Source organism: Cohnella sp. GCM10012308, assembly GCF_042649185.1.
Taxonomy (GTDB): Bacteria; Bacillota; Bacilli; order Paenibacillales; family Paenibacillaceae; genus Cohnella.
In genome coordinates, this window is sequence record NZ_JBHRYU010000012.1 from 58,865 (window position 1) to 72,057 (window position 13,193).

Sequence of the window (13,193 nt, forward strand, 5' to 3'; positions counted from 1 at the left end):
TTTGCGCTAAGCTAGACCTATTCGATTGCGTCGCCTAAAGGAGGGCCGGCATGAGACCGTACACGGTAGGCAAGCTCATGTCATTCATCAACCGCATCGCGCAGCGGGAGCTCGCCGATAAACTGAAACCGCACGGGATCGGAAGCGGCGGGCAGCATAGCTACTTAAAAGCGATTTTGACGACGCCGGGCATGAATCAGGACAAGCTGACGAGCGTGGTGAAGTTCGACAAAGCGACGACGACGCGCTGCATTCGGCAACTTGAGGAAGCCGGTTATGTGCGTCGAACGGTGGACGAGGACGACCGCAGGTCATATAGGCTGTACCCAACCGAGCTTGCCATCGCTTTTGAGCCGACCCTGCAAGCGATATTGGACGATTATAACCGGTTGTTGACCGATCGTTTGACGGCTGGCGAGATTGAAACGCTGCATGGTCTGCTGCACAAAATGTATGTCGGACTGGACGAGTCTTTCGTCGATTCTTCAACGGGTGATCAGTAACAGTCACAGACCGGACTGGATTTATGCCCTGATCATTTGGCATCCTAAAGTCATCCCTGCCGACCGCGGCTAAACCAAGCGAGGTGCTGTGCATGAAACTGATATTTTTGGGCACGAGCGCGGGCCGGCCGACTGCGCATCGCAACGTAACGTCGATTGCGCTAGTCTTTCCCGAGGATCAAAACCGATTCTGGCTGTTCGACGCAGGCGAGGGGACGCAGCATCAGCTGTTGAAATCGAAGCTCAAGCTTGGCAAGCTGAATCGGATATTTATCACGCATATGCATGGTGATCATTTATACGGATTGCCTGGCATTTTAAGCAGCCGAACGTATTTTGAAGGCGCGGACAAGCTCGAACTGTATGGCCCGCCCGGACTTCGCGCGTACGTCGAGAACGTGCTTCTGTATAGCGAAGCGCATTTGAATTACGAGCTCGGCATTCACGAGCTCGGAGGAGACGGCGAAGCGTTCGACGACGGACGCTTCAGGATCGAAGCCGGCGAGCTGGTGCACCGCGTTCGCAGCTTCGGTTATCGGATCGAGGAGCACCCGCGTTCCGGGCAGCTTGACTTGGCGTACCTGGCCAGCCGAGGCGTTCCGCCAGGCCCGCAGTACGGCAAGCTTAAGCGCGGGGAAGATATCGTGCTGCCCGACGGCTCCGTCATACGGGCGGCCGAGGCTGTAGGTCCTCACGTGAATGGAAGAGTCGTCACTATTTTGGGCGATACGGTCAAATGCGAACGCGCAGCCCACTTGGCCGAGAAAGCCGATTTGCTCGTACACGAAGGGACATTCGGCATCGGGCTGGAGGAGAAGGCGGCGCTGTACGGACATTCGACGTTCCTGCAGGCGGCTGAGACGGCCTCGCTTGCCGGAGCCAAGCGACTGATCGTCAGTCATATCAGCGCGCGGTACGCCGATGAGGACGTCGAAGCGCTGATTGGTCAAGCCGGCGCGATATTCCCGAACATCGAAGCTGCATATGACTTCAAGGAAGTATGCATATAAGTTCGCTAAAAGCAGGAGGAGATGGGAACGATGAGCGCCAACGACAAAATTAAATTGACCTCGCTGTCGAGCAAGGGCGGCTGCGGCTGCAAAATCGGTCCGGGCGATCTGTCCGAGGTGATCCGCAGCTTACCCGCCGGGCCAGCGGACCCTAATCTGCTCGTCGGCATCGATACGAGCGACGACGCAGGCGTGTACAAGCTAAGCGACGAGCTGGCGATCGTGCAGACCGTCGACTTTTTTACGCCGATCGTGGACGACCCTTACGCATTCGGCCAGATCGCCGCGGCCAATGCCATTAGCGACATCTACGCGATGGGCGGCAAGCCTTTAACGGCGCTGAACATCGTTGCATTCCCGATCAACACGCTCGACAAACAAATTCTTGCCGATATATTGCGCGGCGCCGGTGACAAAGTCCGCGAAGCGGGAGCGACGCTAGTCGGCGGCCACTCCATCGACGACAAGGAGCCGAAGTTCGGTCTGGCCGTGACCGGCATCATTCACCCGAACCGCGTCAAAACAAACGCAGGCGCCAAGCCCGGCAACAAATTGATTCTGACCAAGCCGATCGGCGTCGGCATCCTTACGACATCGATTAAAAACGATCGGCTGAGCGAGAGCGAGATCGCACGCGTGACGCAGGTGATGGCCACGTTGAACAAAACAGCCGCCGAAACGATGGCAGGCTATACGGTGGACGCTTGCACCGACGTTACCGGCTTCGGGCTGCTTGGGCATGCGCTCGAGATGGCCAAAGGCAGCGGCGTCGGCATCCGGATCAGACAAGCCGACGTGCCCGTGCTGCCGCGCGCCAGGGAACTCGCGGACAGCGGACTCGTACCGGGCGGCACGAAAAAGAATTTCGAGCATGTATCGCCTCACGTTAAGTTCCCCGAGGCGATGGATCAAACCGATCGCTGGGTGCTCTGCGACGCAGTCACCTCCGGCGGTCTGCTTATCGCCGCAGCGGGCGACCAAGCGGACGCGCTGCTCGAGGCGCTTGTCGCAGCAGGCGTCGAAGCGAGCATCGTCGGCGAGACGGTCGCCGCGCATCCGGGACAAATCGTCGTCGTCTGACGGAGGAGCGTGGCTGCATGTTCACTGACATTTCATGGAACGAGCTTGCCGAAAAGCGGCTTCATAAGCCCGTCACGCTGATCGACGTACGATCGCCCGGCGAATTCGGCAAGGCTACGATTATAGGCAGCATCAATATCCCCTTGTTCAACGACGAGGAACGGGCGGAGGTCGGCACGATCTACACGCAGGTCGGCACGGACGCCGCCAAGGAACGGGGACTCGAGCTTGTATCGGCCAAGCTTCCTGCATTTATCAAACAATTTTCAGCGATTCCGGGCGATAAGGTTGTATTCTGCTGGCGGGGCGGCATGCGCAGCAAGACGACGGCAACCGTACTGTCGCTTATGGGAATCTACAGCCAGCGCCTCGCGGGCGGGTACCGCGCCTATCGTCAATGGGTGACCGGGCAGCTCGAGACGCTTGTTTTTCCGCCGACGCCGATCGTGCTGCAAGGCTCGACAGGATCGGGGAAAACGGAAATTTTAAAGCGTCTTAAGCAAGAGGGCCGGCCCGTTATCGATCTGGAGGGGATGGCGGGCCACCGCGGTTCGATCTTCGGCGGCATCGGCCTGCGGCCGAACAATCAAAAGACGTTCGAATCGCTGCTTCTCGACGCGCTGATCGCTTACCGCGACGAGCCCTTCGTTTTCTTCGAAGCCGAGAGCAAGCGCATCGGCAAAATCGTCGTGCCCGACGTATTGTACGGTTCTCGTTCGCGCGGCTACCAGATCACGCTTGAGCTTCCCGTTGAGGTCCGCGCCGCGCAAATTTTGCGCGACTATGAGCCTTGGAAGCATGAGCAGGCCTGTATCGTCGCGTTCTCCGGCATCCGCGAGCGCATCCATACGCCGATCGCGGCAGAGATCGACGGCTGCCTTAGAAGCGGGCGTTATGCGCCGGCGGTCGAGCTGCTGCTGACGTATTATTACGATCCGCTGTATGCGCATTCGTCGGCGTCCGCGCTCGAACCCGGCGTCCGCAATGTGACGGTCCAAGCCGATTCGGCCGAAGCGGCCTATGCGGCGACGAAACGGGCGATCGAGTCGATCATGAACGATACGTCAGGGAGCTAAGGAAGTTCTTTTACTGGAAACGTTTTAAAAAACGGAAAGACGCTTTCTTCCCGCTTCGGCGGAAAGAAAGCGTCTTTTTATGCAATGATCGATTCCAAACCGGTCAAGCTATTAGTAAGCCGACCAGCCGCCGTCCGCCGTCACGACGGTGCCGTTGACGAACGCCGAGTCGTCGGAGGCGAGGAACAGCGCGACCGAAGCGATCGCCGCCGGATCGCCGACGTCCGTGCGCTGCAGCGCCATGCCGGTCATCGCTTGCTCGAGACCGAACGGATCGGGCTGGGTGCCGCCGATGCCGATGTTGGTCGCTACCGCGCCGGGCGCGATCGCGTTGCAGCGGATACCGAGCTTGCCGTATTGAAAGCCGACGTTTTTGGTAAGGCCGATGACCGCATGCTTGGAAGCCGTGTATGCCGCGCCCGCGCGGGAGCCGAACAGTCCGCCGACGGATGCGGTATTGACGATAACGCCTTTTCCTTGCGCCTTCATGATCGGCAGCGCTTTGCGGATCGCCCGCATCGGTCCGGTCACGTTGATGTCCATGACGCGCGTCCACATCTCGTCGGTAACCGCTTCGGCGGACATCATGCCATCCATAATGCCCGCGTTGTTGACGAGGACGTCAAGGCTTCCGAAGCTCTCGACAGCCGTATCGATCATGCGGGAAACGTCTTCTTCCTTGGAAACGTTGGCTACGACGCCCTTGGCTTGTCCGCCTGCCGCAGCGATCTCTGCGACGACCGCGTCGACGGCTGCGCCGTTGATGTCGGCGACGATGACCTTTGCGCCTTCTTGCGCGAAAAGCAAGGCCATCGCTTTGCCCATGCCCGACGCGGCGCCTGTAATAACGACGGATTTGTCCTGCAGCTTCATTCGAATCATCCTCCGGAAAGTGTAATGTTGGCTGTGTTGTTTGGCGACATCGTGTCGCCTATAATAATAACGAACGGGAAGGGCTCCCGGCGTACACTTTGCCCGAATGTGTAGTCTAACCATAAAATAAGGGAACATCGCAATCGCGCGAAAGGGGAAATCGAAACGGATGCCGCGTGCGCACGAGTCCGATACGAGAGTCGTCCGGTCCCGCAAAGCGCTGAAGTCGGCGCTGCTGCAGCTGCTGTCGGAGAAGCCGTTCAGCCTTATCAAGACAAACGAAATCGCGAGGTCGGCGGGTATCAACCGGGTGACGTTTTACGATCACTTTTCCACAAAGGAAGAGCTGTTGGACGAGATCGTCGATGACGTGCTTTCCGAATACGGAGAAATTATAGAAGCTAGCCCGGGAGACGCGAAGGCGCTTGCTTCCTCCGACGAACTTTACCATACGATTCGCAGCTCGGTTCGGCATATCAAGAAGCACGCCGAATTTTACCGGATCATGCTGCTGACCAACGGCGTTCCCGACCTGTCCAACCGGCTTCACGACCAGATGAGCGCCTCGCTTCATAAAACGTTCCGCAAAGCCGGCGCGCTCTCGCCCGCCATCGAATACGACCTGTACATCGATTGGATTATCGGAGGGGCGATCGGCATTTACAAGCATTGGCTGCAAAACGGGCTTCGGCAAACCGAGGAAGAGATCGCGAAGCAGATGCTGATCATCACTGCAGCCTCGAGCCGCGGACTCGATCAGCCGCGCAGACGTTAGTCTCGACAAGCGCAAGCCGCATGTTTAAAGTTATTATTCGATCGTCGCAAGTTTCGGCTTGGTGACCGCGGCAAGCGTATGGTACGATGCCTAGTAGCATATGTAGATGCGGAATCGATATGGAAAGTTAAGGGAGGGGAGCACGCATGACGGTTACTGTGGGGCAAGTGCTGGACACACTGATATCGCCGGTCGGTAAGCTGACTGAGACGGTCGATACGCTGAAGAGCGGCAATCCGGATGAAGAGGTGCGCGGCATTGCAGTCGTATTCATGGCCACCTATGACGTTATCCGCCGTGCGGTCGCATCCGGGGCCAACCTGATTATTACGCATGAACCGACCTACTACAATCACCTGGATGAAACCGACTGGCTGCGCGGCGACCCGGTATACGAGCGCAAGCAATCCTTGATCGCGTCGTCCGGCGTTACGATTTTCCGGCTGCACGATTATATCCATAGATACAAGCCCGACGGAATCATTGACGGCATGCTGCACGCGCTAGGTTGGGGAGCTTACGCCGATCCCGACCAACCATGGCTGCTGACCCTGCCAAACGAAGCGGCGCACACCGTCCGGTCTATCGCGGAAGAGGTTAAAAGCAAGCTGGGCATCGATAGCGTGCAGGTCGCCGGCGATCCAGAGCTTCCCGTAACGCGCTTCGCCTTCGCGGTCGGGGCACCCGGCGGAAGTAGGCAGATGGCGCTTCTAAAGGAACCGGACGTCGAATTGTTGATTGCCGGCGAGACCAATGAATGGGAGACCAACGAATACGTAAGGGATGCTGCGGACATGGGCTTGAACAAGGCATTGATCATCCTGGGTCACCAAAAGAGCGAGGAGCTCGGCATGCGCACGGTCGTCAAGCTGTTGCGCGACGCCTTCCCGGCATTGCCGGTCGAACACTTGGAATTGCCTTTGGCATTGCAGAGAATCTAAACGCGGAAATTAGACATAAAAAATAGACGGAAGCAGGTTACTTCGGCATGGCAGCGACGGACAGTCAGAAATACCGGTTCAGCGAAGCTCCGCTTTGGGAGCTGCAGCGCGCTTATTACGAGCAGTTGGGCTTGAAGGCCTGGAACAACGACCAGGTCCCGCAATATATTACGAGCAATCCGATGATCGGAGCGGCTTACGCGGAAATGATCTTCGGCTTTTTGCAGGACAGGGCGGCGCAAGGAGAGACGGAGGAGACGGTAACGCTCGTCGAGCTGGGCGCAGGCGCAGGACGCCTGGCCTACCATGTGCTGCATGAGCTATCCCTTCTGCAGGCATACGCGGATATCGATTTGCCGCCATTCAGGTACGTCATGACCGATCTCGCGCTTAAAAACGTGGAAGGCTGGCGCGGGCATCCGGCGCTGGCGACTTTTATCGAGCAAGGGATACTCGATGTCGCGACCTTTGACGCCGAGCGCGATACGGAGCTCAAGCTGCTCGTCTCCGGCGAGACGATCGCGCCGGGACAGCTTCGCCAGCCTTTGCTTGTGGTCGCGAATTACTTTTTCGACGCGATTCCGCAGGAGCTTATCTATATCGGGGAAGGTCTCGTATACGATTGCGACGTCTCCGTCGGCCAGTCCGATCCCGAACCGGGACTGACGTTGTCGGAGCAGCTCAAGCGGACGACGCTGACGTACGAGTACCGGCGGGCGCCGCGGTACGAGGAAGACCAATACCCTTACCGCGACGTGATCGCGCTGTATCAGCGCGAGCTAGAAGATTCGCACGTGCTTTTTCCGGAGATCGGCTTGCGGTGTCTGGAGCGGCTGGGGCGCCTGTCGCGCGCCGGCTTCGCCATGATCACTGCGGATAAGGGCGACCATCGGCTCGACAACTGGCGCTTCGCGGAACCGCCGCAGCTCGTCCATCACGGGAGCATCTCGCTGACGGCGAATTATCACGCGATCCAGCATGTATTCGAGAGCCGGGGAGCGGAAGCGCTTTTCACGGACCATCATTACATTAACATCAACGTGGCGTGTATTCTCGTGCTGGAATCGCCCAAGCGTTACGTGAATACCAGGCTTGCGTATCGCAAAAGCGTCGCGCGTTTCGGGCCCGACGATTTCTTCAGCTTGAAGCTGTTGGCCGATCGCGAGATCGAGACGCTGCGGCTTCAGCAGATTCTCGCGTTCTGGCGCCTCGGCGGCTTCGATGCGGAATGGTTCATTCAGACCGCCAAGCGTATCTCCAGCCTGCTTGCGGACGCGAACGACGAAGAAAAGCTGGACTTGCGCGCGGGCATTTTCCGGATGTGGACGTCTTTCTACATCATGCCGCAGCGTTACGACCTTGCGCTCGACGCCGGCTTGATCCTTTTTGAGATGGACATGTACGAGGACGCCAAAACGCTGCTGGATGCTTCGGCGCAGTCCGACGAAGATCCGGTATCGACCGTATATTTTTGCCTTGCGATCTGCAGCCTGGAGCTGGGACAGGAGGACGAAGCGCGGACGTATCTGCAGCGGGCGCTGGCGCTTGAGCCCGATCACGAGGAAGCGCTCGAGCTGCTAGCGGCGCTGGGCTAAGGACTTAGCTTGGAGCGATTGAATATGCAAGCGCAGTTTAATGATGCAAAGACCTCTTCCCGTCGCATTCGGGGAGAGGTCTTTGTATTAGGCCAGCTCGATCGGCGTCAAGTAAGAGAGCTCTTCGCTCTTTTCTTTGCGGAAGCGGCCGGGCGTCATGCCCGTCCATTTGGAGAACTGGCGTATTAAACTTTGCGCGTTGTCGTAACCGATCCGGTGCGCGATCTCTTCGAGCGATAACCGGGTGTTCGCGAGAAGATGCATCGCCTCTTGCTGCCGCAGCACGAACAAGTACTCGCGGGGAGACATCCGGTAAGCTTCGCTGAACGCTCTGGTGCAATGCCTCCGGCTATAGCCAAGCCGGACCGCGATCGCTTCCATCCAGTTGTCCTGCAGTGCGGAATCTTCACCGAAGGCTTCCGCTTCGGGGCGCGAGGCGATGGATTCGATTTCTCTGGCGATGAGCAGCGGCAACACATCCGGCTCGCTTGCGTTAGCGCCGACGCGCGCTTTTGCCTCGTCTTCCAGCATTTCAAGCAATGCGTATACGAGACGGTAGGTACCGAGCTTAGAATCTCCGCGTTCGAGCCGCTTTCTTATATCGGAGAGGGTCTCAAAAAGCTTCGGCGTCAAAGCCCGATCTTGCCCAAGCAGCATCACGCCGGCTTCGCCGATCCGTCCCATGAATACGGGATCGTCGACCTGAACGTGGAATACGAAGTAGCGCATCGCCGTTTCCGCGCGAAACGCATGAAGCAGCTTGGGCGGCACGACCAGCAGCTCTCCTGCGGACTGCGCGATGCGGGAGCCTCCGACATCCCCGCCCTGCGTGCCTTCGAGCACGAAATTGATTTCCAGCATCCGATGATGCAAATGCCTGGCGCAATGCCAGTCCGCCGGCACGGAAGCGATATGCGCTCCGTATAAATACGCTTCGGCTTTGCTGTTCGGATACGATTTGAAAGGCACGTTGCCTCCGATGAGCGCCATGTCAAACCTCGTTCCCGGCACGATGTCCGATTTGGTGCATCGCTAGCCTCAATTACGGCCCATTTCAACCTAACATTCCTCGAATAAGCCATCTATACTACGGGTAACGATATCACGATTCGTTCGGGATACGCAATTCGAAGGGGGATGGAAACGCATGAAGCTCGTATTGATCGGAGGCGGCAGCTTTGTATTCGCGCCGACCGTGCTGCAGGACCTTATCGTCAAACATCGGCTCGAAGGCTCGCTGGTGTTGGTGGATCCGAATCTGGAGGCGGCGGAGGCGCTCGCATCCGCCGGGAGAAGGATCGCCGGCGAATTGAACGTGCCGCTTCGGATCGAGGCGGTATCGGATCGCCGGGAAGCGTTATCAGGCGCGGACTTCGTCATCGTGTCCGCTTCTCCGCAGGGTGCAAGACGCTGGCGGATGGACTACGATATCCTCTCGGCGGCAGGGATGGCCGATCAAGCCAGAGAATGCGGCGGCCTCGGAGGATTGCTGAATTCGCTGCGTTCGATCTCGCTCGTGCTCGACGTCTGCGCTGATATGGAGGAGATCTGTCCGACGGCGATGCTGCTGGACGTCACCAACCCGATGCCGCGCGTCGTCACAGCGATCGACCGTTTTACCCGTATCCGGTCAGCCGGGTTTTGCAATATAGCCTATCGTGGCAGCGAAGGGTACGAGCTATTGGCAAGGCTGCTGGACAGGGATCGCGAACGTCTGGACGTCGTAACCGGCGGGCTTAATCATTTTGCCTGGGTGCTGTCCATTAGAGACAAATCGACGGGCGAGGACTTAATGCCCCCATTGAAGCGGTTGATCGAGAGCGGCGACTGGAGCCGGTTCGACGATTGGCTTCAACGTGAGCTGGCCGTTATGCGCCGCTGGCTTGGCGAGTACGGCGGCATCGCTGCGGGAGCCGTTGATCACCACGGGGAATACCTGCCCAAGCAGGAAAACATCCATTATCCGGAAACGCCTCCCTATCATGGCACGGAGGCGGAGCGGACGGCGCGGCTGCGAGAAATTTGGGAGATCGCGGAGGGCAAGCGAGACTGGAGCGAGCTGTTCGGCGATCCGAGCTGGGAGCATCCCGTAGATCTGGCCGTACTGCTCCGCGGCGGGAGCGCCGAAGGCGTCGATATTTTGAACGTACGCAATGAAGGAGCGATCCCGCAGCTCCCGTCCGATCGAATCGTCGAGGCGCCCGTCGTTGTGTCGGAAGGACGTTTGAAGCCGGTCGTGCTGCCGCCGTTTCCCGACAAGCTGGCGGAGCTGATCAGAACCGTGTCCGACGTGCACGAACTGGTCGCCGAAGCCGCAGCGACCGGAAGCCGCGACGCGGCGAGGCGCGCGATCGAGATCGATCCTGCGATTGCGACCGCTGACAAAGACCAAGCGCTCGTCGCGCTCGATCGGATGCTTGAGGCGCATGCCGACCTGCTGCCGCGCTTTGCAGCGCAATGAACGATCTTTTCATCTTTCACCGCATAATACATTAAGCATGCCGGGCCCTTGCGCTGCAAGGGCTTTTTTCTGGCGATTTCCCCCTGACGGTTACTTAATGTCTCGCACCTCAACAAAGGGCAAACCATCGCAAAAATGTCTTCTATCGACGCTTCCGGGGGGCGACTATACTAAAAGCGATTTTTAATTATAAGACAGCCGCGTACAGCCGTAGGGCCGCCTTCGGCGGTCCGGCAGCCGCGCCGAAGGAGCAAGCATGCCAATGGAAGCCAAGTCCGCACAGTCAACGAAAATCAAAAGCATGGACCAGATTGACCGGGAACGATTCGCGCCTGCGAGCACGCCGCTCGAAGGCGAAGCGATCGTCGTCGAGCTGAGTCAAGGGGATAGGAAACATAGCGGCCGCGCCGAGAAGCTGTCTCTGGACGGCGCATGGGAGCTCGCCATGGAGGGAACGGAGGCGGAGCGACTTCATCGGGCATGGGCGGACGCCATCGCCGCCGAAGTGCCCGGGAGCGTGCATACGGCGCTGTTGGATGCCGGGGTCATCCCGGATCCTTATGTCGGCCAGAACGACAAGATCGCCAAAAGCTACAGCTTCAAGACATGGTGGCTAAGGAAGACCTTTGAATGGAACGAGGCGGGCGAGAGAGCGCGTCTCTCGTTCGGCGGCGTCTGCGACTCTTGCGCCGTATGGCTGAACGGGAAGCATTTAGGCGGTCATAAAGGGATGTTCGGCGGTCCCGACTTCGACGTGGGAGACTTGCTCCGGACGGGCGTCAACGAACTCGTCGTCCGCCTCGATCCGGCGCCCTATTTGGAACGCACGACGGAGATGAACGACTTCTTCAACGGCATGAACGTCGGCTGGTTGACGACGGCCGTCTTTAACAACGTCTACGGCTGGCATTACATCGACCTGCCCGCGCTGGGCATCTGGCGCTCGGTGACCGTCCGGCGGATCCCGGATATTGAAGTCGCGAATCCCTTTATCGGCACGCTTGACGCGAGCAGAGGACGCATGCGGCTAAAAATCGACCTCAAAAGCGAGAAGCTGCCGATTCAAGGCAAGCTGTCCGTGACGATCGCGCCAGACAATTTCGCAGGCGAGACATACAACTTTGCATATGCGGTCAGCGAATACGACACCGAAACCGCGCTGCTGTTCGAATTCGACATCCCGGCGCCCCGGCTCTGGTGGCCGAACGGGCTCGGCGAGCACCCGTTATACAGACTTGACGTGTCTTTCTCGCCTGCATCCGGCAGCGGCATCGAAGCGGGAACTTCAAGCAGCGTTTTCGGCATCCGCACGATCGAGATGCGCCCTACGGCCGAAGGCCCTCGCGAGGACTGGTACAACTGGGTCTTTGTCGTCAACGGCAAGCCGCTGTTCGTCAAAGGCGCCAACTGGTGCACCCTCGACGCGCTCATGCGGTTCGAACGGGAACGCTACGATCGTTTCCTGACGCTGGCCGAGGAGTCCCATATCCAGCTCCTGCGCGCGTGGGGGAGCGGCATGCCGGAGACGGACGACTTTTACGAGCTCGCCGATCGGAAAGGAATCATGGTCATCCAGGAATGGCCGACTGCGTGGGACAGCGATCGCGTGCAGCCTTACGATATTCTCGAAGAAACAGCCGTCCGCAATACGCTGCGCCTGCGCAATCATCCGTCGCTCGTCATGTGGGGCGGAGGCAACGAATCGGCGGATCCGACCGGCCCGGTCATCGACATGTTCGGCAGGCTGAGCTGGGAGTTGGACGGCACGCGGCCGTTCCATCGCGGCGAGGCTTGGGGGGGCAGCAGGCACAACTACGAGGTGTATTGGGGCAAAAAGCCGCTGGACCGAAACCTGTCGCTCGCCTGGCCGTTCATCGGCGAATTCGGACTGGCGTCCATGCCCAATATGGAGACGGTTATGCGATACTTGCCGGAAAACGAGCGGGACTTCTGGCCCGCGCCGGAGGACGGCACGCTCATCCATCGCACGCCCGTCTTTAACCTGAAGTGGTGCATGGACAAACTGCTGTTCTATTCCTCCGCGTTCACCGGAAACGAATCGATCGAAGCGTTCGTGACCGGCACGCAGCTGGCGCAGGCTACCGGCGTTCGGCATACGCTCGAGCTGGCGCGCTCCAGGTGGCCCGAGTCGACCGGCATCGCCTTCTACAAGCTGAACGACAACAATCCCGCCGCCTCTTGGTCGACGGTCGACTGGCACGGCATCCCGAAGCTGGCTTATTACTTTATCAAGGACGCTTACGAGCCGCTCCACGCCGCAGTTCTCTTCGAGACGTTCTCTCCTGGCGGAGACGGCTTGTCCGTGCCGGTCTATCTGTTCGACGATGCGGGCGCCTTGAGGGACGCGGCTTGGGAGGTCACGATCCGTGCATTTAATAATCAGCTTGCAGAGATTGCCAGATCGGTATACAAAGAGAGTAACGCGTCCGAAGCCGTCCAGCGCGTCGGAACATTCGAGCTGTCGGGCGAGCAGACGGATACTTGTCCGCTGCTGATCGTCACGGAGCTGCGGACGCCCGGTTCGCCTGCCAAGCGCTCGTTCAGCTGGCTGAACTTCGAGCAGGACAACGGCTGCCTGTTCAAGCTGCCGGAGGCGCGACTGACGTGGCGGGTCGACGGCGATCGCGTCGAGATCGTTAATGCCTCAGAAGTGCCGGCCGTAGCCGTAAGGCTGGCCTTCGGTGACGACGAGGAGAAATTCAGTCCCGCGGAGCAGTACTTCTGGCTGGACGGCGGCGAGAAGAAGTCGGTCTGGATCGGCGATGCGGCTTTTCAAGGCGCGACCGCTTGGAATACGCGTTAACGAAGGAGGCGGAGAGCCACGCAACAGTGCGGCTGCCGCCTCTCTTCAAGCGCTT

Annotated in this window: 11 protein-coding genes; 9 read left to right on the top strand and 2 right to left on the bottom strand. The window is 59.0% G+C overall.

The window, feature by feature from the left end:
* Positions 1–50: 50 nt before the first annotated feature.
* From ACFOTD_RS15315 to mnmH, 4 genes are all read left to right on the top strand, one after another.
* Positions 51–503 (top strand): MarR family winged helix-turn-helix transcriptional regulator, encoded by a 453-nt coding sequence (locus tag ACFOTD_RS15315; RefSeq protein WP_378120175.1) that lies wholly within the window; start codon positions 51–53, stop codon positions 501–503.
* Between the two features lie 92 nt (positions 504–595).
* Positions 596–1,513, top strand: coding sequence for a ribonuclease Z (gene rnz, locus ACFOTD_RS15320; protein ID WP_378120177.1), 918 nt, complete (start codon positions 596–598; stop codon positions 1,511–1,513).
* 30 nt (positions 1,514–1,543) lie between these two features.
* Positions 1,544–2,593, top strand: coding sequence for a selenide, water dikinase SelD (gene selD / locus ACFOTD_RS15325; protein ID WP_378120179.1), 1,050 nt, complete (start codon positions 1,544–1,546; stop codon positions 2,591–2,593).
* 17 nt (positions 2,594–2,610) lie between these two features.
* On the top strand, positions 2,611–3,669 hold the full coding sequence (mnmH, locus tag ACFOTD_RS15330) for a tRNA 2-selenouridine(34) synthase MnmH (RefSeq protein WP_378120181.1): 1,059 nt from the start codon (positions 2,611–2,613) through the stop codon (positions 3,667–3,669).
* A 111-nt stretch (positions 3,670–3,780) separates the two neighbouring features.
* Here mnmH and ACFOTD_RS15335 read toward each other — a convergent pair whose 3' ends face one another.
* Positions 3,781–4,542 carry a glucose 1-dehydrogenase gene (locus ACFOTD_RS15335; protein ID WP_378120183.1) on the bottom strand — a complete coding sequence of 254 codons (762 nt, stop codon included), beginning with the start codon at positions 4,540–4,542 and terminating at the stop codon, positions 3,781–3,783.
* Between the two features lie 169 nt (positions 4,543–4,711).
* Between ACFOTD_RS15335 and ACFOTD_RS15340 the strand changes: the two genes are divergently transcribed.
* The 3 genes from ACFOTD_RS15340 to ACFOTD_RS15350 all read left to right on the top strand — a co-directional run bounded on the left by ACFOTD_RS15340 (position 4,712) and on the right by ACFOTD_RS15350 (position 7,853).
* Positions 4,712–5,317 carry a TetR/AcrR family transcriptional regulator gene (locus ACFOTD_RS15340; protein ID WP_378120185.1) on the top strand — a complete coding sequence of 202 codons (606 nt, stop codon included), beginning with the start codon at positions 4,712–4,714 and terminating at the stop codon, positions 5,315–5,317.
* A gap of 146 nt (positions 5,318–5,463) precedes the next feature.
* A complete protein-coding gene (locus ACFOTD_RS15345; RefSeq protein ID WP_378120187.1) occupies positions 5,464–6,258 on the top strand; it encodes a Nif3-like dinuclear metal center hexameric protein in 795 nt (264 codons plus the stop codon).
* 47 nt (positions 6,259–6,305) lie between these two features.
* Positions 6,306–7,853 (top strand): tetratricopeptide repeat protein, encoded by a 1,548-nt coding sequence (locus ACFOTD_RS15350; RefSeq protein WP_378120189.1) that lies wholly within the window; start codon positions 6,306–6,308, stop codon positions 7,851–7,853.
* 87 nt (positions 7,854–7,940) lie between these two features.
* Here ACFOTD_RS15350 and ACFOTD_RS15355 read toward each other — a convergent pair whose 3' ends face one another.
* Positions 7,941–8,843, bottom strand: a complete 903-nt coding sequence (locus tag ACFOTD_RS15355; protein ID WP_378120191.1) for a helix-turn-helix domain-containing protein — start codon at positions 8,841–8,843, stop codon at positions 7,941–7,943.
* A gap of 157 nt (positions 8,844–9,000) precedes the next feature.
* Here ACFOTD_RS15355 and ACFOTD_RS15360 point away from each other — a divergent pair, with 157 nt between their 5' ends.
* Together ACFOTD_RS15360 and ACFOTD_RS15365 are read left to right on the top strand one after the other, a co-directional pair.
* Positions 9,001–10,314: a family 4 glycosyl hydrolase gene (locus ACFOTD_RS15360; protein ID WP_378120193.1), complete on the top strand. Its 1,314-nt coding sequence runs from the start codon at positions 9,001–9,003 to the stop codon at positions 10,312–10,314.
* 262 nt (positions 10,315–10,576) lie between these two features.
* Positions 10,577–13,138, top strand: a complete 2,562-nt coding sequence (locus ACFOTD_RS15365) for a glycoside hydrolase family 2 protein (protein WP_378120195.1) — start codon at positions 10,577–10,579, stop codon at positions 13,136–13,138.
* Positions 13,139–13,193: the final 55 nt, after the last annotated feature.

Excerpts from the sequence above, each read along its gene's own strand:
- ACFOTD_RS15335 (WP_378120183.1), bottom strand. The coding sequence starts at position 4,542 with ATGAAGCTGCAGGACAAATCCGTCGTTATTACAGGCGCCGCGTCGGGC.
- ACFOTD_RS15340 (WP_378120185.1), top strand. The coding sequence starts at position 4,712 with ATGCCGCGTGCGCACGAGTCCGATACGAGAGTCGTCCGGTCCCGCAAA.
- selD (WP_378120179.1), top strand. The coding sequence starts at position 1,544 with ATGAGCGCCAACGACAAAATTAAATTGACCTCGCTGTCGAGCAAGGGC.
- ACFOTD_RS15360 (WP_378120193.1), top strand. The coding sequence starts at position 9,001 with ATGAAGCTCGTATTGATCGGAGGCGGCAGCTTTGTATTCGCGCCGACC.
- ACFOTD_RS15365 (WP_378120195.1), top strand. The coding sequence starts at position 10,577 with ATGGAAGCCAAGTCCGCACAGTCAACGAAAATCAAAAGCATGGACCAG.
- mnmH (WP_378120181.1), top strand. The coding sequence starts at position 2,611 with ATGTTCACTGACATTTCATGGAACGAGCTTGCCGAAAAGCGGCTTCAT.
- ACFOTD_RS15315 (WP_378120175.1), top strand. The coding sequence starts at position 51 with ATGAGACCGTACACGGTAGGCAAGCTCATGTCATTCATCAACCGCATC.
- ACFOTD_RS15355 (WP_378120191.1), bottom strand. The coding sequence starts at position 8,843 with ATGGCGCTCATCGGAGGCAACGTGCCTTTCAAATCGTATCCGAACAGC.
- ACFOTD_RS15350 (WP_378120189.1), top strand. The coding sequence starts at position 6,306 with ATGGCAGCGACGGACAGTCAGAAATACCGGTTCAGCGAAGCTCCGCTT.
- rnz (WP_378120177.1), top strand. The coding sequence starts at position 596 with ATGAAACTGATATTTTTGGGCACGAGCGCGGGCCGGCCGACTGCGCAT.
- ACFOTD_RS15345 (WP_378120187.1), top strand. The coding sequence starts at position 5,464 with ATGACGGTTACTGTGGGGCAAGTGCTGGACACACTGATATCGCCGGTC.